The 17643-nt window shown below is 66.1% G+C and carries 16 protein-coding genes; 3 read left to right on the top strand and 13 right to left on the bottom strand.

Annotated features, from left to right (window positions below):
- The first annotated feature begins 15 nt into the window (after positions 1–15).
- The 3 genes from mltG to gmk all read left to right on the top strand — a co-directional run bounded on the left by mltG (position 16) and on the right by gmk (position 2958).
- Positions 16–1290 carry an endolytic transglycosylase MltG gene (gene mltG, locus JQ591_RS12105; RefSeq protein ID WP_211396204.1) on the top strand — a complete coding sequence of 425 codons (1275 nt, stop codon included), beginning with the start codon at positions 16–18 and terminating at the stop codon, positions 1288–1290.
- 117 nt (positions 1291–1407) lie between these two features.
- Positions 1408–2295 (top strand): YicC/YloC family endoribonuclease, encoded by an 888-nt coding sequence (locus JQ591_RS12100; protein ID WP_211396203.1) that lies wholly within the window; start codon positions 1408–1410, stop codon positions 2293–2295.
- Between the two features lie 3 nt (positions 2296–2298).
- Entirely contained in the window at positions 2299–2958 is a 660-nt protein-coding gene (gene gmk, locus JQ591_RS12095) for a guanylate kinase (RefSeq protein ID WP_211396202.1), read from the top strand.
- Here the strand turns inward: gmk and JQ591_RS12090 are convergent.
- The 13 genes from JQ591_RS12090 to lptF form a co-directional block, all read right to left on the bottom strand.
- On the bottom strand, positions 2891–4099 hold the full coding sequence (locus tag JQ591_RS12090; RefSeq protein WP_211396448.1) for a hypothetical protein: 1209 nt from the start codon (positions 4097–4099) through the stop codon (positions 2891–2893). The genes gmk and JQ591_RS12090 overlap by 68 nt on opposite strands.
- A gap of 151 nt (positions 4100–4250) precedes the next feature.
- Complete coding sequence (locus JQ591_RS12085) at positions 4251–4754, bottom strand: hypothetical protein (protein ID WP_211396201.1); 504 nt, start codon at positions 4752–4754, stop codon at positions 4251–4253.
- A gap of 28 nt (positions 4755–4782) precedes the next feature.
- Complete coding sequence (locus JQ591_RS12080; protein WP_211396200.1) at positions 4783–6129, bottom strand: caspase family protein; 1347 nt, start codon at positions 6127–6129, stop codon at positions 4783–4785.
- 928 nt (positions 6130–7057) lie between these two features.
- Positions 7058–7777: a Crp/Fnr family transcriptional regulator gene (locus JQ591_RS12075; RefSeq protein WP_211396199.1), complete on the bottom strand. Its 720-nt coding sequence runs from the start codon at positions 7775–7777 to the stop codon at positions 7058–7060.
- Between the two features lie 370 nt (positions 7778–8147).
- Positions 8148–8384, bottom strand: a complete 237-nt coding sequence (locus JQ591_RS12070) for a hypothetical protein (RefSeq protein ID WP_211396198.1) — start codon at positions 8382–8384, stop codon at positions 8148–8150.
- 73 nt (positions 8385–8457) lie between these two features.
- Positions 8458–8619, bottom strand: a complete 162-nt coding sequence (locus JQ591_RS12065; RefSeq protein WP_211396197.1) for a Flp family type IVb pilin — start codon at positions 8617–8619, stop codon at positions 8458–8460.
- A gap of 146 nt (positions 8620–8765) precedes the next feature.
- Positions 8766–9824 (bottom strand): alcohol dehydrogenase, encoded by a 1059-nt coding sequence (locus tag JQ591_RS12060; protein ID WP_211396196.1) that lies wholly within the window; start codon positions 9822–9824, stop codon positions 8766–8768.
- A gap of 16 nt (positions 9825–9840) precedes the next feature.
- Positions 9841–10701 (bottom strand): 16S rRNA (adenine(1518)-N(6)/adenine(1519)-N(6))-dimethyltransferase RsmA, encoded by an 861-nt coding sequence (gene rsmA / locus JQ591_RS12055; protein WP_211396195.1) that lies wholly within the window; start codon positions 10699–10701, stop codon positions 9841–9843.
- Complete coding sequence (gene pdxA / locus JQ591_RS12050) at positions 10698–11714, bottom strand: 4-hydroxythreonine-4-phosphate dehydrogenase PdxA (protein WP_211396194.1); 1017 nt, start codon at positions 11712–11714, stop codon at positions 10698–10700. Before pdxA ends, rsmA begins: the two co-directional genes overlap by 4 nt.
- Positions 11714–12640 (bottom strand): SurA N-terminal domain-containing protein, encoded by a 927-nt coding sequence (locus JQ591_RS12045; RefSeq protein WP_211396193.1) that lies wholly within the window; start codon positions 12638–12640, stop codon positions 11714–11716. The genes pdxA and JQ591_RS12045 overlap by 1 nt, the downstream gene beginning before the upstream one ends.
- 69 nt (positions 12641–12709) lie before the next feature.
- Positions 12710–15199 (bottom strand): LPS-assembly protein LptD, encoded by a 2490-nt coding sequence (locus JQ591_RS12040; protein WP_211396192.1) that lies wholly within the window; start codon positions 15197–15199, stop codon positions 12710–12712.
- The gene (gene lptG / locus JQ591_RS12035) at positions 15199–16296 is read right to left on the bottom strand and encodes an LPS export ABC transporter permease LptG (protein WP_211396191.1); all 1098 of its coding nucleotides are present in this window, start codon (positions 16294–16296) and stop codon (positions 15199–15201) included. Before lptG ends, JQ591_RS12040 begins: the two co-directional genes overlap by 1 nt.
- A complete protein-coding gene (gene lptF / locus JQ591_RS12030; RefSeq protein WP_211396190.1) occupies positions 16293–17462 on the bottom strand; it encodes an LPS export ABC transporter permease LptF in 1170 nt (389 codons plus the stop codon). Before lptF ends, lptG begins: the two co-directional genes overlap by 4 nt.
- Positions 17463–17643 lie beyond the last annotated feature (181 nt).

Here is a 17643-nt window from a genome sequence, read left to right as displayed (position 1 = left end):
ATTCAGGTTGCTTCGATGAGTGAAAGGCCGCCCATTTCGCCCCGGAGTCCGCGGGCAGCGCTCGAGCCCGAGCAGGTCCCGCCGCCGCCGAAGCGATCGGACCGCGCGCGCAATCCCTTCGTGGTCGTCGGCAACGCCATCATCACCCTCCTGCTGATTGCGATGATCGGTGCGGGTGGCGTGTACTACTACGGCCGACAGGTGCTCGAGGCGCCGGGACCGCTGAAGGAAGACAAGATCGTCAACATCCCGCAGCGCGCCGGCAAGCGCGACATCGCCGAGACGCTGAACCGGGAAGGCGTGACCGACGTCAATCCGTGGGCGTTCATTGCCAGCGTCGCTGCGTTGAAGGCGAGCTCGGACCTCAAGCCCGGTGAATACTCGTTCCAGAAGAACGCATCCTTGCGCGACGTCATTGCCACCATCGTCGAGGGCAAGGTGGTGCAGCATGCCGTGACGATCCCGGAGGGCCTGACCTCCGAGCAGATCGTGGCGCGCCTGTCCGACAACGACATCTTCACCGGCAGCGTGCGTGAGCTGCCGCGCGAAGGCACGCTGTTGCCCGAGACCTACAAGTTCCCGCGCGGGACCCCGCGCGATCAGGTCGTCCAGCGCATGCAGCAGGCGCACAAGCGCGTGCTGACCGAGATCTGGGAGCGCCGCAACCAGGACATTCCGGTCAAGAGTCCAGAGCAACTGGTGACGCTGGCCTCGATCGTGGAGAAGGAGACCGGCAAGCCGGACGAGCGCAGCCGCGTCGCCGCGGTGTTCGTCAACCGCCTGAAGCAGAGGATCAAGCTGCAGTCCGATCCCACGATCATCTATGGCCTCGTCGGCGGCAAGGGCACGCTCGGCCGTCCGATCAAGCGCAGCGAGATCACGCAGCCCTCGCCCTACAACACCTATGTGATCGAGGGCCTGCCGCCGGGCCCGATCTCCAACCCCGGCCGGGCCTCGCTCGAGGCCGCCGCCAACCCGGCCCGCACCCGCGACCTCTATTTCGTCGCCGACGGCACCGGCGGGCATGCCTTCACCGAGACCTACGACGCGCACCAGAAGAACGTTGCGAAGCTACGCGCGATGGAGAAGCAGATCCAGAACGACACGGTCGAGCCGGCCGAGGACGCGCAGCCACCGGCTGCCGCCGCGCCCAGCGCCGCCGATACGCCGACGGCGACCACGCCGGCGCGACCCAACCAGCAGAAAAAACCGCCGGCCGCTCGCCCCGCGGGTCCGCCGCCGGCCCGGCAAGGCGCGATGCAGCCCTCACCCCCGGTGGTCCAGCGCTAGGCCTGCGCGCAGATCTGCCTGCGGGACTTTGCGGATTCCACTTTCCTGCAAAATAGTCTTAAGATTCGCGTGGCTTGATGGCCCCGCGAATCCCGTGCTCCTGGAGAAATTGACCTGATGGCGTTGTCGTCCATGACCGGCTTTGCCCGAAGCCACGGCGCGAGCGGGCCGTATACGTTCGAATGGGAATTGAAGTCGGTCAACGCCAAGGGCTTTGACCTCAGGGTGCGGCTGCCGCAGGGGTTCGACGAGCTCGAGGCTCATGCCAAGAAGCGCGCCGCCGAGCGGCTCTCGCGCGGCACCGTCTACGCCAATCTGACCGTCAAGCGCGCCAATGCGGCCACCACGGTCCGCGTCAACGAGGACGTGCTCAACGCCGTCCTCAAGGCCGCCGCCGTGATCGCCGGCAAGGTCGATGCGGTCGCGCCGAGCGTCGACGGACTCTTGGCCATCAAGGGTGTCATTGAAGTCGCCGAGCCCGAGGGCGACGAGGAGGAGGACAAGGCCGCGCGCGCCGCCGCCGCGGACGCCTTCGACAAGGCGCTCGACGAACTCGTCGAGATGCGCAAGCGCGAGGGGACCTCGCTCGGGCAGATCCTGATCCAGCGGGTCGACGAGGTCGAGCAGCTGGCGAAGAAGGCCGAGGCCGCGCCCGGCCGCAAGCCCGAGGCGATCAAGGCCAGGCTCGCCGAGCAGATCGCGAGCCTCCTCGACACCTCAGATCGTTTCGATTCCGATCGCCTGATGCAGGAAGCGATCCTGATCGCGACCAGGGCCGACATTCGCGAGGAGCTCGACCGCATCGCCTCGCACATCGCGCAGGCGCGCGAGCTGATCGGCAAGGGCGGCCCGGTCGGGCGCAAGCTCGACTTCCTGTCGCAGGAGTTTCACCGCGAGGTCAACACCTGTTGCTCGAAGTCGAACGACATCGAGCTGACCAATACTGGCCTCGCCATGAAGAACGTGGTCGAGCAGTTCCGCGAGCAGGTTCAGAATCTGGAGTGATCGATGACGATTGGCGGTCACGGAACTGACGGTGTCGAGCGGCGCGGATTGATGTTCGTGCTGTCCTCGCCGTCGGGCGCGGGCAAGACGACGTTGTCGCGTCTGCTGATCGACCGTATGCCCGGCCTTCGAATGTCGGTGTCGGCGACCACGCGCGCGATGCGGCCGGGCGAGGTCGACGGCCGCGACTATCTGTTCGTCGACAAGCCCCGCTTCGAGGCGATGGTGAAGGGCGACGAGCTGCTGGAATGGGCGACCGTGTTCGACAACAGCTACGGCACGCCGCGCGGACCCGTCGAGGCCGCGTTGTCAGCCGGGCAGGACGTGCTGTTCGACATCGACTGGCAGGGCACGCAGCAGCTCCGAGAGAAAGCGCGCGCCGACGTCGTCAGTGTCTTCATCCTGCCGCCCTCGGCCGCCGATCTCGAGAAGCGGCTGCATTCGCGCGCGCAGGATTCCGACGAGGTGATCCGCAAGCGCATGAGCCGCGCCAGCCACGAGATGAGCCACTGGGCCGAGTACGACTACATCGTCATCAACCACGACGTCGACGAGGCCTTCGCCGAGGTGCAGTCGATCCTGAAGGCCGAACGCCTCAAGCGCGAGCGGCAGACTGGGCTCGTGAGCTTCGTGCGAGGTCTGCAAGGTCAGCTTCAAGGCTAGGCTGCGTCAGTCGCGGCCCGTCCTTCGCCAGCCGTTCCAGCATCGTTGTGATCACGTCGATGTCGATGGCGTCCTCGAGTTCCACCTCATCATCATCGCGATCGGCTGTCTCTTCGTCATTGGCCGCGAGCCGCGGCGCTACGGCCTCGATCTCGAATTCTCCATTGAACATGTCGGCCGCGTCGAGCTCTGCGGCCTCATCGCGGGCTTGGTCGTGGGCTTGCGGGGCGCGCTCGTCGATCACATCGATTTCGTGATCGATCGCGGCGAGCTGTGTGGTCTTGAGCTGCGCGGCCTGCGGACGCAGGGCATCGAAATCCACCGGGCGCGGCTGCTGAGCGCGCGGCGCGCCGGCCGTCGCTGCGTTGAGCCAGGGCGCACGGCCATCGTCGTGATCGTGCGGCTCAAAATTGTCCCAGTTGACGCGGCGATGGTCGGCGGCCTGGACGCGCATGCGTCCGCCGGCGAAGCGGTAGATGACGCTGGCGAGGATGCCGGCCAGCGCCAGCGCGCCGCCGATCACGAGCAGCAGCATCTGGAGCGAACCGGTCGGCTTGTCGGCGGTGCTGTCTGCCGCGGCCAGTACAATCGGAGCAGGGGCCTTCGCCGGCTTCGCGGTCGGCTGCGCGGCGGCCGCGACAGGTGCGGGCGACGGCTGCGCTGCGGGCGCGGCGGACGCCGCGGAGGCGTCGGGCCAGCGCGCGGCAACGGCGGGCTGCTGCGCATTGACGTCAGCGGAGGGGCTCGCAGCTTGTTGCGTCGGCGCCGGTCCCGCCTGTGCAGGCGCCTTTACAGCGGCGATGCTCTGCGGCGTCAGATATTCGGCGCGCGCGTCCTGTACCGAGTGCTGCTGCGGCACGGCTGAATCTGCCGTCGGGGTATCGGGCGCTGCCTGTGCGGTTTGTGTGGCCTTGCCGCCTTCGGCGCGCAGATACCAGCACTGTCGCTTGGTCGCGCGCTCGAGGCGATAATGCCAGTGCTGGCCCTGTGGCGCGGCGCCCTTTGGCGAGCCAAGGCAGTCGCTCGCGGCATTTGCCGTGCTCGGTGCCGTCGGTGCATTCTGCGACACGGCGGCCAGTGGCGCGCCGGCAATGATGCTGCCCACAAGGGCGGATATGAACTTTGCGGTGCGGTTGCCCATCCTGGTCTCCCGATTACGCATGACGCAACTCGTTACCTTCCCTTTCTCGTCAAAGACTTGGGTGGCAATGAGCCGCAAATCCGGAGAGGATGTGGCCTGAATCGGGCCTGCGCGGCGTTCGTTCCGCCGCGGAATCAGGCTTTTTTCGCTGCTACTGCTTGCTTGAGGTCCAGGTTCCGCTGCAGCCGTCCGAGCGGCGGAAGGATCCGGAACCGCTACGGGCACCGAGGCGGCCGGAGCCGGTGAAGGTCACGCCCTCGCCTTGACCGAACGTGCTGACCGCGCCGCTCGGGCTGACGGTACCACTGACGCCTTGGCCTATGACCTTGCCCGAGGAGACCACGACCGCGCCGGTCGTGGTGCCGCCGCAGCCGACGCTGACGACCATCCAGGCGCCGTCGAAACTCCCGCCACCACCGCCACCTCCACCACCACCGCCGCGCCGCGAGGAGCTGCGCGGCTCCTCGGCCGGCTTGCTGCGACGCCCCGAGGGCGCCGGCTCGGCGGAACGGTCCGATCGCGATCCGGACAGCGACTTCTCGTCATTGCCGATCGAGCCGCCGGCGCTGCCGGACTGCGCGACGGCGGACGATGGGGCGAGGGCGGCGGAAAGGAAGAAGGCGAGGGCAGTCGCAGGGATGACGGCATTGCGCATGAGCAATAATCCAAAATGAAAAATCGTATCAGCGGCCGGAGCCGTCGGCACAGACGGAACCGATAATGCGGCAAGCTTTGCCAGCCTTGCCGCATTCGTCAAGCGCGGCGTCTTTCGCGCGCTGCACGCTGTCGCGCTGGACGAGCGACCAGGATTTGTCGGAGATCGCAAACGCGCCACAGCGGTTGCCATAGAATGACAGCTCGATCGGACATTTGGCGCCGCCGCAATTGCCGCGCGCATCCGCCACCGCCGCGCGCCGCGAGGCGTGGTTCCAGGATATGCCCCATTTGCTGCCGTCGGGGCCGTAGACGATCGAGCCCCATGGCTTCAGATCCTCCATCTTGCGCATCCGCAGCAGCAGGCCTTCGGTGGCTTCGCCCGTCGGTGCCATGGAAATCCGCTGCTGCAGCTTTGTGATCGCGCGGGTCAGTCCATCAGGGCTGTCAGGATCGAAATTGAGCTCGTAGAGCCGCTCGCTGAGTTCGCTCAGCAGGGCGGCATCGCGTAAGGGGATGCGGTCCGGATCGGCGCGCAGCCGATCAGCCGGCAGCGGATCGGGCTGCATCGCGGCGACCTGCGGCGGGGCGGTCTGCGTCGGGGCTACGAAATAGAAGGTGCCGTCGATCGGTGAGGACGACACCCAGGGCTGCTGCGCGCCGGAGGTGGCGCGCTTCACCGCGAGGCCGACCTGGTTGAAGGTCTGGAATACGTCGAGGCCGGCGGTCCGGACCGTCGCGGCCAATGCCTTGGTGTAGGGGCTGTGGCCGTCGCTGCCGTCCTGGGCGACGTTGCCGGGTTGCGTTGCGTAGGAGATCAGCGTGCCCTCGGGCGCGCGCATCTGCGCGAGGCCGCCATCGGAGGCGCGCAGGCCGCGCGAGCCGAACGGGTTGTTGCGGCAGGCGTCGAGGATCACGAGGTTGAGGCGCGTGCCCGATCCCTGCATCTGGCGCAGCACGAGGTTGACGTCGGTCATCTGGAAGTCGACGTCGGCCTCGCGCGTCGGATTGGCGCCGACCGGCACGAGATAGTTGGCGCCCGAGACCTGCACGCCGTGGCCGGCATAATAGAACAGCGCGACGTCGGCGCCCTGCACCTGCCGGCCAAAGCTCTGCACCGCCAGGTCCATCGCGCCCTTGTCGAGATCGAGCTGGGCGCGGCCTCCGACCAGCGTGAAGCCGAGCAGGCCAAGCGTCTCCGCCATCAGGCTCGCGTCCTTGGAGGGATTGTCGAGCGGCGTGATGTTCTTGTAGGCGGAGTTGCCGACCACGAGCGCGATGCGCTTCTCGGCCGATGCCGGGGGCGTGGCGACGACGAAGAGGGCTGCGACCAGCGTCGCCAGCCCCGGGACGCGATTGAAAATCCTCGCGCGCATCAAAATTCCCCAAAAATAATGGCGTCAGTCTAACAGTCCGGCGCGCCGGCGAAAAGCGGTGCGACGGCAGGCCGCGGCGCAGGCGGCTCGGGCGCTTGCTGCCAATCCCGTCATCCTGAGGCGCGAGTCATGCGTCGCAACGCGACGCGTGGAGAGCCTCGAAGGATGAACGGCCGAACCGGCAGCCGGGCCGTCGCCCTTCGAGGCCTCCGCTACGCTCCGGCACCTCAGGGTGACGGTGAAATAGAAGGGGCGCTCGATCCAGATTGCGAACGCGGCTTCGCGTTCCCGCGACAGATTCTGCCCGAGCCTTGCTGCCGTTCATCGCCCAATGAAGGCCAAAGGGCGCAGGGAAGGCCGGGCGCCGGCGGCACCCGCTGGTCCGTGCGCTACAGGAGTGCACACGGGGTGGACCGATGGGGTGGCCGATCGCCCGGCCTTCCCTGCGCGGATGGTTTTAACGGTGTCCTTCGTGCTCTCCCCGGGGAGCGATGCACTATTGCCCCCGTCGCCCCGCCGATCGCTGATGCGCGCGCCCGGTCGGGCCGCCACATCACCGCGAGGCTTGACGCACAGACCCCGGGCGTCAGGACCACACGACTTCTCCGTCCGCGGACGGTCCCGCCCAAATCGTCGAGGGCTTGCGTGTGCTCACCCTTGACGACCGACAAGCCCGCTCTCCAGCGCCGTGTCGTACCGCGTCGCGTGAGGACTCACGGTTGCCCGCCCTGTCATCCCGCTGCCCGCGCCGACGCTGCCGCGTCCACCGCCACCCGGCCCGCATGTCGTGACGGTCGCGAACGCCCCTTTGGCAGGGCCGGGATGCGGGCTGTATGCCATAAATCCGAAATTCGGAAAAGTGAAATGTTTTTGCGCGGAGGGCTTGACGGGGTGTGTTGCCCGACGCCTCGCGTGAAGCGGCAAAGTGTCAGCCGTCGGGCAGCTGCCGCCCGCCCAGCACTTCGCCGAAATGCTTCTTCACCCAATCGTTGCAACGGCAGGCTCTGGCTTCGAGCGCCGGCGCGTCGAGGATCAGGATGGCGCCACGGCGTGTCGCGAGGGTTCGCCTCGCCTTGAACATCTGGATGACGCGGCTGGCATAGCTGCGGGACACGCCGAGCAGGCCGGCAAGCTGCTCGTGGGTAAGGGGGATCTCGGGGCTGCCGACGTGCTCCTGCGCGGAGATGATCCACTTGGCGGCGCGCTGCTCGATCGAATGCGCGGCATTGCAGGCCGCGGTCTGGAGCAGCTGCGCGAACTGGCAGTCGCCATAGCGCGAGAAGACCTGCTGGAGCGTGGCCGACCTCTGCTGGGCCTGCTCGAGCGCGCGCAGCGGCAGCCGCAACAGGGCGCCTCCCAGCTTCACGACGATGCGCGAATAGGCGATCGAGGCACTGCGGCCGGCGGCAATGCCCACCGCGCCCTCGCGCCCTACCAGCAGGCTTTCGACCTCGCGATCGTCCTCGACCGGTACGGCGAACGACACGAGCGTGGAGCGGCAGGGAAAATGCACCGCCGCCACCTCGTCGCCGGCGTGATGCAGGATGTGGCTCGCCTCGAGTTCGACCGGCTGGAGGTGCGGCGCGAGCAGTTCGAAATCCGTGTGGCTGAGCTGCTGGAGAAGATCGTTCTGGGGCCGACCGGTCACATGTCTTGCTCTGGCCGGGAATCGGCACCGGCCAGAACCCTACGTTTCCGTGACGGAGCCGACGGTTCCAAAGTGCACACAAGGCGTTTTTCAGCCGTTGAAAAAGTGGCCTCCGGCCTGCGGAATTCCGGAAATTGCTGGCGAGGCACATGGCACGCGAAGCATATGGCACGCGAGGCACATGGCGCGGCCGAACCCCTGCGGCCTTCAACTTCACGAGCTCCGTGCAGGAGTGCACACAGCAGGCGCGCGGATCGGCGTAGCGTCCTCGTCGCGGAGCGCCGTACCCCGTGCACTCTGCCCGACGGACCGCCGGCCTATACCTCGAACGCCGCCGGGCCGGCGGGCCCGAGGGCGGCGAGAATGTCCATCAGCCGAAGCGTGCTTCGCGGTCGTGCGCGGACCGGCATTTTTCCGCGTGCGCGCGGTAGGCATCGATCGCCCTGTTGGCGAGCATCAGCTGCCGGCGTTCGCCGGTCCTGAGCTGGGCTTCGATGGCGTCGAGAAGGACGTTCGCCGTCTCGTCCGGAGAGCCGAGCTCTCCGCTCTGCTCCAGGAAGCTCCAGGCGATGAAGAATGCGCTCTCGACGGTGCAGCGAATTGACATGCGCTGCCAACGCGGCGCGGCCGCCGACGTTCCGCGCCCAAGGCGAGTTGCAGCGAACGCACGCGCTCCCGCGTTACTTCAGCGAGGTGCTGATCGAGGTGAACTTCTTGTTCAGCGTTACACCGAGGTTGTTGACGACGGCGATGATCGCGAGCGCGATGCCGGCGGCGATGAGGCCGTACTCGATCGCGGTGGCGCCGGACTCGTCGGCCAGAAAGCGGCGAATAGTCTGCATGGTCCCACCAGAATTCCAAAAGAGAGAGCTGGCGAGGACCCTAATCCGCAGGGAGCGGGTTCCCCTATTCGGAACCGCGCCTTGCGTCAATTTCGAGTTAATTGCTCCGGGGAAAGCGCGGCGACGAGTGAGGCTCTTCGCAAAACTCAGTTCTTGAGCACGATGCGGCCGACGACCTTGCCGGCGCGAAGCTCGTCGATCCATGTCTGGACGTCGCCCATCGGCTCCTCGCGCATCGGCGTCGGCTTGATCTTGCCGGCACGGGCGAGCGCCATCAGCTCCTGGGCCTCGGTGAGCGTGCCGACCATGAAGCCCTCGATGGTCATGCGCTTGTAGACCCACTGCACCATCGGCAGCGTGAACTGGCCGCCCATCAGGCCGGAGACCACGATCTTGCCGCCGCGCGCGGCGACGGCGACCGCGAAGGCCATGGACTTCTCGTTACCCGCGAAATCGACGATCTCGTCGAAGCCGCCCTCGGTCTCCTTGAGGATACGCTTGATCACGTCGGGCTCGGCCGGATCGTAGGCCACCGCCGCGCCGTTCTTCAGCGCGGTCTCGCGCGCGGCGCTGCTGAGGTCGGCGACCGTGATCGGCTGCTTGAACATGGCCTCTGCAAAGGAGAGGCCCATCATGCCGACACCGCCGAGGCCGATCAGCAGGAGGTTGCGCTGGCGCGGACGATCGACCAGGCGCTTGAGCGCGCCATAGGCGGTGACGCCGGAGCACATCAGGGTCGCGGCCTGGTTGACGGGCAGGGGATCGTAGTCGAGCAGATATTTCGCGTCGGGCACCAGCACGTGGGTGGCGAAGCCGCCGTCGATGGAGACGCCGAGGAAGCGTTGTTTGGCGCAGAGGTTCTCGTCGCCATTGGCGCAGTCGCGGCACTGGCCGCAACCGATCCACGGAAACACCGCCTTCTTGCTGCCGACGAGACCGGCGAACACGTCGGGGCCGACTTCGTCGACGACGCCCGCGATCTCGTGACCGAGCGTGAAGGGCAGCGTCATGCCGCGCGTGGTGTCGAGCTTCTTGCCGCCGCCGAGATCGGCGTAGCCGTCCTGGATGTGCAGATCGGAGTGGCAGAGGCCGCAGCGCTCGATGCGCACCAGGACCTCTCGTCCTTGCGGTTTTGGCGTGTCGACGATGGTCTCGCACAGCGGCGCATCGAACTTGACCAGGGACTGGCGACGCATCAACGCCATATTTCTTCCTCCGAAATTATCTCTCTGTTTCGCTTCGTATATTGGCCAATTCACGGGCCATGGCAACAAAGCCGGAGATCGGAACGGTCTCGGCGCGCCGCGTCGCATCGACGCCGGCAGCATGCGCCAGCCGCGCGGGATCGGCGCCCAGCGACTTCAGGCTTTGCCGCAGCATCTTGCGGCGCTGGCCGAAGGCGGCGGCCGCGACCTGTTCGAGCAGCTTGCGATCGCAGGCGAGAGGTTTTTCGCGCGGTATCAGTCGCACGACGGAAGACGTGACCTTCGGCGGCGGCACGAAGGCGGACGGCGCAATGTCGAACAGGATCTTGGTCTCGCAGCGCCAGTTGGCGAGCACGCCGAGCCGGCCATAGGCCTCCTCGTCCTCACATGCGACGATGCGCTCGCCGACCTCGCGCTGGAACATCAAGACCATCATGTCGTACCAGGGCGGCCACGGCTCGGTCGTGAGCCAGCCGATCAGGAGGTGGGTCGCGATGTTGTAGGGCAGGTTCGCGACGATTTTTGCTCTTTCGCCTGATAACAGCGGGCGCGGGTCGAAGGTCATGGCGTCGCCATGCACGATCTCCAGGCGGCCGGGATAGCGCGCGGAAATCTCCTGCAAGGCGGGGATCGCACGCTCGTCATGCTCGATGGCGATGACGCGCCTGGCGCCGAGCGCGAGCAAGGCGCGCGTCAGCCCGCCCGGGCCGGGGCCGATCTCGACGATGGTGGAGTCCTCGAGCGGAGCCGCCGCACGCGCGATGCGCGCGGTGAGATTGAGGTCGAGGAGGAAGTTCTGGCCGAGCGATTTGCGCGCCGACAAAGCGTGCTGGCGAATGACCTCGCGAAGCGGCGGGAGGTCGTCGATCGCGCTCATCGGGTTTTCGCAGCCGCCATCCGGCTCGCAAGCATCAACGCGGCGATCAGGCTTGCCGGATTGGCCTTGCCGGTGCCGGCGATGTCGAAGGCGGTGCCGTGGTCGGGCGAGGTGCGGATGAAGGGCAGGCCGAGCGTGACGTTGACCGCGTCGTCGAAGGCCACCGTCTTGATCGGGATCAGCGCCTGATCGTGGTACATGCAGACGGCGCAGTCATAGCCGTTTCGCGCGGCTTCGTGAAACATGGTGTCGGCGGGGAGCGGTCCCTTCGCCTCGATGCCCTCGCTGCGCAATGTCTTGAGCGCCGGCGCGATCACGGTCTGCTCCTCGTGGCCGAGCGAGCCGTCCTCGCCCGCGTGCGGATTGAGGCCGGAGATCGCGACGCGCGGATTCGAGATGCCGAAGCGGGATTTGAGTTCGGTCGCGACGATGCGCACGGTCGAGATGATCAGCTCGCTGGTGAGCTGGGCCAGTGCATCGCGCAAGGAGACGTGGATGGTCACGGGCACCACGGCGAGCCGCGGCGACCACAGCATCATCACCGGCTGCGGCACGCGGCCGTCCTCGGCGGCGAGCTCGGCGAGGAATTCGGTATGGCCGGGATGGCGGAAGCCGGCGCGATAGAGCACGCTCTTGGCGATCGGATTGGTGACGACGGCGCCGGCGCGGCCCTCGCGGACATCAGTGACGGCCTGGCGGATCGAGGCGAGTGCGGCCGGGGCGCTCGATGCGTCGGGCTTGCCGGGCTCGGCGCTCGCGAGCTCGCCGGTCGCAACCACGGGCAGGGCCTCAGGGAAGGCGGCCCCGGCCTCGCTGGCGCTCACCGAAGCGATCCTGACGTCGGCGCCGAGCGCTTTGGCGCGGCGGGCGATCAGCGCCTCGTCGCCGAGCAGATAGAAGGCGGGCAGGCCCAGTTCGCGGCGCTTGAGCCAGGCTGCGATGGTGATGTCGGGGCCGATGCCGGCAGGCTCTCCCAGCGTCAGGGCGAGGGGCTTGGCAGGCTGCTTGGCCATCAGCGGTTGCGATACTCGATCATCGCCGCCTTGCGGAGCTCCTCGAGATAGGTCTTCTGGGTCTTCTCGTACTTCTCCTGATACATCTTCTCGCGGACCTCGCGCTTCTTCGGCGTGTCGATCATGGTCGGCTTGCGCGAGCACAGCACCACCATCTCGATGCCCGCCTTGGTCGTCTCGGGCGCGGTCAGGTGGCCGATCGGCGTGTCGTCGAGCACCTTGCGCAGCGCCTCGGGCAATTCCGCCGTGGTCTTGGTGACGATGTCGCGGATGGTGGCGTTCGGCGTGGAACGGAACAACGAATTGGCTTCTTCGCAGCTTCCGACGCGCGAGCGATATTGCTCGGCTTCCTTATGCCGCGTCTCCAGGAACGCCGGCGACGAGCCGCGCGGCACGATCAGCACGATCGGCTGCATCTTGTATTCGGTGCCCTCGATCTGCAGCTTGTCGCCGGTCTGGGCCTGCACGGCCTGCGCCACGTCCTTCTCGCCGACCATCAGCTTCTCCTTGAAGCGGCCGCGCACGAGGCTGGTCCAGACCATCTCGGCCTTCATGCGGCTCTTCAGGGTTTCGGGGCGGACGCCCTTGGTTTCGAGCGACTTGGTGAGCTGGTCCGGCGAGATGCGCATGCGCTGCGCCATGCCCTCGTAGGACTGGTTGATGTCGGAGACGCCGGGGTCGACACCGTATTTCTTGCCTTCCTTCATCTTCACCCGGTCGTCGATCAGCTCGTTGATGACCTCCTGACGGGCCGGTGTCTTCTGCGTCGTCAGCTGGTCGAGCTTGGAGCGCTGCTCGATGTCGAAGTCGGTGATGGGATCGCCGTTGACCATCACCACGATGTTCTGCGCGCGCGCCGGTGCGCCGGCCAGGAGCAGGGCGGCGAGGACGAGGAAGAGGCGGAAGACAGGCAATGGGATCGTCATATTTGTCGCTCGCATGTCAGCCGCGGTGAACCTGCGAACGGGAACACGCGGCCGGCACTTTCAAACCGATCACTGGAGGCCGCCGCCGGAACCGCTGGTCGTCGCTGTGTTCGCCAGCGTGCGCAGGCCGATCTGGAACATGATGGCGTGGTTCAGGGTGGGCGGCGTCGAGCCCGCGGAATAGCTATACGCAGTTACATAGTTCAAGCCGAGCACAAAACAGTCGTCGACATAGCCGGCACCGAGCACATACTGGTTGATCTTGTTGGCCTCCAGGTCCCAGCGCGCCGAGCCCGTGACCACCCAATTGGCCGCGACCTTGATCGAGCCTGACGTCAGGATGCCCTCGCGGCGGGTCAGATAGCCGAGTTCCGGCTGTGCCGCGTAATTGCCGTACAACATGCTGACCGACCAGCGATTGAAGTTGGCGCGGCCTTCCGCCTCGAAGCGCTGGACGTTCCAGGTCTGCTCGTCCATGCGGGAGCGGACGCTGAACGTATAGGTGCTGTTGGGCGAGTAGCTGGCGCTCGCCACGTAGTCGGAGCGCGGCTTGTCGAGGCCGGAATCGAGGCCCGTATTGATGGAATCCTGGACCGCGTAGGAGTTCATGCCGAACAGCTGGTAGGACTGGCCGAACAGCACCTTGACGGCGCCACCCCTGTCGAACTGCGTGGTGGACTGCACGCCGACATTGGCGCGGCCGCCGCCCTCGACGCGGTCGTAGCCGGAGAACTTGTCGACGCTGAACAGATTCGAGGCGTCGAACACCATGCTCTGCGCGTCCTCGTTGGGGAGCTTGCCGGCATAGGTCTCGTTCGGCCGGATGATGATCTGCGCGATCGGCTCGATGGTCGTCGAGCCCCAGGGCTGAACGTTGATGAAGGGGTAGCGGTATTCGAGGCCCACGGTCGGCATCAGGCGGAACGCCTGGGTGTCGCCGACAGGAAGATAGTTCGACACGCCCGGCTGGTTGGAGACCGAGGAGTTGATCGCATCGGCGCGGAGAATGGCGAACGGCGTCCAGATTTCACCGAACGGATCGGTGTAGGACTTGCGCCACTGCGCTTCGGCCGTCAGGCGGGTGTAGGTGCCCGGGAAGCCGCGCAGCAGGCACTGCGACGGCGTGCGCGCGAGCGGATCGGCCGACGCCGTCGTGCACAGGCTGTTGGTGTTGGCGACCGTCGTGATCGGATCGAACACCGCGGTGTCACGCGACAGGTTCACGAAATTGGTCTTGTAGCTGAACTCGCCGCCGAACACCGGATAGTTCAGCACGTTCGAGTAGTCGATCACGGGGTAGACGACGGGCACCTGGCTCTGGTTGCCCGAGTAGCTCAGCCAGTACATCGTGCGCGCGTCGAAGAAGCTGCGATTGCCGACGCCGGTCAGGTAAAGCTGCGAGAGAGCATCCGTCGGCAGATACAGGAACGAGCCCAGCGGATCGCGATATTGCGACAACCGATAGTCCGAGAAGAAATAATAGTCGGACATCAGGACGCCGTCCCAACCCCAGACCCATTTGTCGTTCAGCGCGAACTGACCCTTGGTGTCGACCGCGCCGCGGAACTGCTTGTCGCCGGGCTGGCCGGCGAGCGCGCTGCGATCGAGCTGGTCGATGCCGTAGACGCGGATCTGATAGGCGCCGTCCATCAGGCGCTGGCGGAATTCGGCCTGGAACAGCACGCCCTGCTTGGACGTGATGCGCGGGCTGAAGGTCGCGTCCATGTCGGGCGCGATCGCCCAGTAGAACGGCACCTCGACGCCGTAGCCGAACGGCGTATTCGACGTGAAGCCCGGCATCAGGAAGCCGGTCTTGCGCTTCACGGTCGGATCGGGCGTCGAGAAATAGGGCATATAGGCGATCGGCACGCCGAAGAATTCGAGCTGCGCCGTCTCGAAATACAGCATCTTCTCCTGCTGGTCGTGGATGATGCGCGCACCCTTGACCTGCCATAGCGGCGGCTTCTTCGGATCGTCCTTGCACGGCGCGCAGGCCGTGTAGACACCGTTCTCGAACACCGTGTAGTTGCCGCTGGAGCGGTCGGAGCGGCTCGCGGCCATGCGGGTCTGGTCGGCCGTGTCCACGCGCAGCGAATCGACGAAACCGTCGCGGTAGTCGTCGGAGAGATCCAGGATCTCGGCATAGGTGATCTTGCCGTCGGCATCCGTCATGCGGATGTTGCCTTCGGCATGGAGCCGCTTGGTCTTCTGGTCGTAGATGACCTTGTCGGCCTCGACGCTGGTGCCGTTGTAGAACAGCTGGACGTTACCGACCGCGGAGACGCGCGAATTGTTGTAGTCGTAGTCGACCTCGGTCGCCTGAACCAGCATCTGGTTGTCGTTGACGGCCTTCGGCGGCTTCGGACGCGGCGGCAGCGGATTGTAGGTGAAGCTCTGGGCGGAGGCCGGCGCCACGGCGGCAACGTCCATCAGGCCACCGAGCGATGCCACGGCGGCGACAGCAAGCAGGAACCTGCGAATGGACAAGCCACACCCGTTCGCGCGCACCAATGTGCGCCGCGTCAAACGAGACACGGGCCCTCGGTGGACGGCCGTCACTATCCGTCCTCCTGATACAGCAAGGCCAAAAAGCCGGTGAGGCCGCCCACCACCGCGGGCAACCACGCCGCAGCGATCGGATGCATCAACTCAGCCTTGCTCAAATCTTCAGTCACTTTCGACAGAACGTAGAGCAGAAAGCCTGCGCCCACGCCACTCAAAACCATCTTCTGCACGCCGCCCATCCGGAAGAAACGCAACGACACGGAGGCCGCGAGCATCACCATTGCAGCTAGCAAAAACGGCTGCGCCAGGAGCTTCTGATACTGGAGTCGGTATCCGGCTGTCGCGAAGCCCGAGCTTTCGGAAGAGCGGATGTAGCTCGGTAGTTGCCAAAAGGACACAGTCTCGGGTGTGGAAAAGCTGTTGCGGACCTGCGCCTCGGTCAGCGTCGTCGGAATCTCCAGGCTGGCCTGGTCGACCGGCGGCGAGTCCAGCGAGAAGCGGCGGACGCCCCTGAACAGCCAACGGCCGGACTCGAGCGTCGCCTCGCGCGCCTCGACCCGTTCCTTGAAGTGCTGCTCTGTGTCAAACCGGAACAGCGTGAGCCCCGTGAGCCGGACGCCCTGCTGCTCGCTGCGCGCCGCGTTGATGATGGTCTGGCCGTCATTGGTGACCTGATTGAGCCAGAAGCCGGAGGCGTCCTGAATGCCGCCGCCGGGCGCCGAGCCGAACAGCTCGGCTTCCATGCGCTTGGAGAGCTCGCGCAGATTGGCCGACATCGGATTGTAGGCGACGGTGGCGATCACTCCGATCAGCAGCGCGCTGCCGAGCGCCGGCGAGATGAATTGCCATGCTGAGACGCCGGCGGCGCGCGCGACCACGAGCTCGAGCCGGCGGGAGAGGGCGAGATAGCAGGTCATGGCGCCGATCAGCATGCAGAACGGCGTCAGCTTCTCCAGCAGCTGCGGCACGCGGAACAGCGAGGTCTCGGCCACCATGACCGCGGAGGCGGATGCAAGGCCCGAGGTCTTGCGCACCATCTCGATGTAATCGACCAGCACCAGCAGCAGGAAAATGCTGGCGAACACGCCGAGCGCCGCGACCACGAAACGGCCGGCGAAATAGCGCCCGAGTGTGTTGGTGAGCATGCTCATGCGGTGGCCGGCCGTCCGAACAGCCGCGCGATGCGCGCGTTCGACCTGTTGATGGCCTCCATGAGGCGCGGCGGCGGCTCGACCACGAGGCCGCCGATGATGATCGCCAGCCCGATGCCGATGGCACCAAAGACCATCGCATATTGGACCAGCACCGCGCCCGGCGATTTCACCGCCATCACCGAGCAGGCGAAGCCGGCCATGCGCAGGCCGAACACTGCGAGGATCGATGAGCCGATCGAGAAATTGCGGCTCTGGCGCGTGGTGCGAGGCGCCCCCAGAAACGCGAAGGTCAGCACGGCAAAGGCGAACGGATAGATCGGCGCCAACAGGCTGTCATGCAGGGCCGAGCGGAACTGGCCGGGAATCTGCTTGTAGACGGGATCGTCCTCGGACGGTGAGAGCAGCTCCCAGAGATAACGCTCGCGGATGCCGAGGGTGACGTCGCGGCCCTGGCCCGAGAATTTCGACATGTCGAAGCCGTAGCGGCCGAACGCCACCAGCGCGGGATCGTGCTTTCCGGCCTCGAAGCGCTGGAGATTGCCGGTCTCCAGCACCAGGAACGATCCGGTCTCGTTCTTCACGACTTCGCCGTGCTCGGCGACGATCGAGACCCGCTCGTTCGGATCGCGGCGGTCGTCGATGAAGATGCCGGCGAGGATGCCGCCGGGCTGGCGTTCGCGAATCCGGATCGTCAGGTTCTTGTCGAGCTGGGCGAAGCGGCCGGGCTGCAGGATGTTGGTGAGCACGTCGGCGGTGATCTCGGCGTCCCACTGCTTGATCCGCCGCATGCCGTCGGGGGCGAGATAGGCCGCGATGAAGGCGACCAGCAGCGCCACCACGCAGGTGGCGTAGAAGAACGGATAGAACAGCCGGAACGGCGAGAAGCCGGCGGCATTCATCACGATGATCTCGGAATCGGTCGCGAGCTTGTTCAGCGTATGCGAGATCGCGATCATCAGCGCGATCGGCGAGATGATCAGGACCAGCGCGGGCACGACGAGGCTGGTGATGCCGAGGAAGGTCAGGATGGTCTGACCCTGGCTCGTCATCAGGTCGATGCCGCGCAACGCCTGCGTAATCCAGATCACGCCCGTGAGGCTGACCAGGACCAGCGCAAACGACGCGAGCGTCGTGCGGAAGATATACCTATCGATTGACCCCATGCGCTACCGCACGAATCCCACCAAGTCCCCAATGCCGGCCGAAATTTCGGCTGTCCAACCAATCCCCGCAAGGGGATCCCCAAGGTCGGCCAACCATCTCATCCGCCGGCTTACACTCTCACTACCATCCCTTTGATCCGTCAACAAAATGGCTGCTCCGTGGCACCCTCAATATATGGTT

The sequence above is a fragment of the Bradyrhizobium canariense genome (genome assembly GCF_018130465.1).
Lineage (GTDB): Bacteria > Pseudomonadota > Alphaproteobacteria > Rhizobiales > Xanthobacteraceae > Bradyrhizobium > Bradyrhizobium canariense_C.
The sequence above is the reverse complement of the archived record's forward strand: the minus strand, read 5'-3'. Positions and strand labels throughout refer to the sequence as shown.

What these genes read in the sequence shown, in the direction of transcription:
- mltG (WP_211396204.1), top strand. Translation starts at nt 16, where the DNA reads ATGAGTGAAAGGCCGCCCATTTCGCCCCGGAGTCCGCGGGCAGCGCTC.
- lptG (WP_211396191.1), bottom strand. Translation starts at nt 16,296, where the DNA reads ATGAGCATGCTCACCAACACACTCGGGCGCTATTTCGCCGGCCGTTTC.
- JQ591_RS12065 (WP_211396197.1), bottom strand. Translation starts at nt 8,619, where the DNA reads ATGCAGACTATTCGCCGCTTTCTGGCCGACGAGTCCGGCGCCACCGCG.
- JQ591_RS12090 (WP_211396448.1), bottom strand. Translation starts at nt 4,099, where the DNA reads ATGGGCAACCGCACCGCAAAGTTCATATCCGCCCTTGTGGGCAGCATC.
- JQ591_RS12060 (WP_211396196.1), bottom strand. Translation starts at nt 9,824, where the DNA reads ATGGCGTTGATGCGTCGCCAGTCCCTGGTCAAGTTCGATGCGCCGCTG.
- gmk (WP_211396202.1), top strand. Translation starts at nt 2,299, where the DNA reads ATGACGATTGGCGGTCACGGAACTGACGGTGTCGAGCGGCGCGGATTG.
- JQ591_RS12100 (WP_211396203.1), top strand. Translation starts at nt 1,408, where the DNA reads ATGGCGTTGTCGTCCATGACCGGCTTTGCCCGAAGCCACGGCGCGAGC.
- JQ591_RS12080 (WP_211396200.1), bottom strand. Translation starts at nt 6,129, where the DNA reads ATGCGCGCGAGGATTTTCAATCGCGTCCCGGGGCTGGCGACGCTGGTC.
- JQ591_RS12045 (WP_211396193.1), bottom strand. Translation starts at nt 12,640, where the DNA reads ATGACGATCCCATTGCCTGTCTTCCGCCTCTTCCTCGTCCTCGCCGCC.
- rsmA (WP_211396195.1), bottom strand. Translation starts at nt 10,701, where the DNA reads ATGAGCGCGATCGACGACCTCCCGCCGCTTCGCGAGGTCATTCGCCAG.
- JQ591_RS12070 (WP_211396198.1), bottom strand. Translation starts at nt 8,384, where the DNA reads ATGTCAATTCGCTGCACCGTCGAGAGCGCATTCTTCATCGCCTGGAGC.
- lptF (WP_211396190.1), bottom strand. Translation starts at nt 17,462, where the DNA reads ATGGGGTCAATCGATAGGTATATCTTCCGCACGACGCTCGCGTCGTTT.
- pdxA (WP_211396194.1), bottom strand. Translation starts at nt 11,714, where the DNA reads ATGGCCAAGCAGCCTGCCAAGCCCCTCGCCCTGACGCTGGGAGAGCCT.
- JQ591_RS12085 (WP_211396201.1), bottom strand. Translation starts at nt 4,754, where the DNA reads ATGCGCAATGCCGTCATCCCTGCGACTGCCCTCGCCTTCTTCCTTTCC.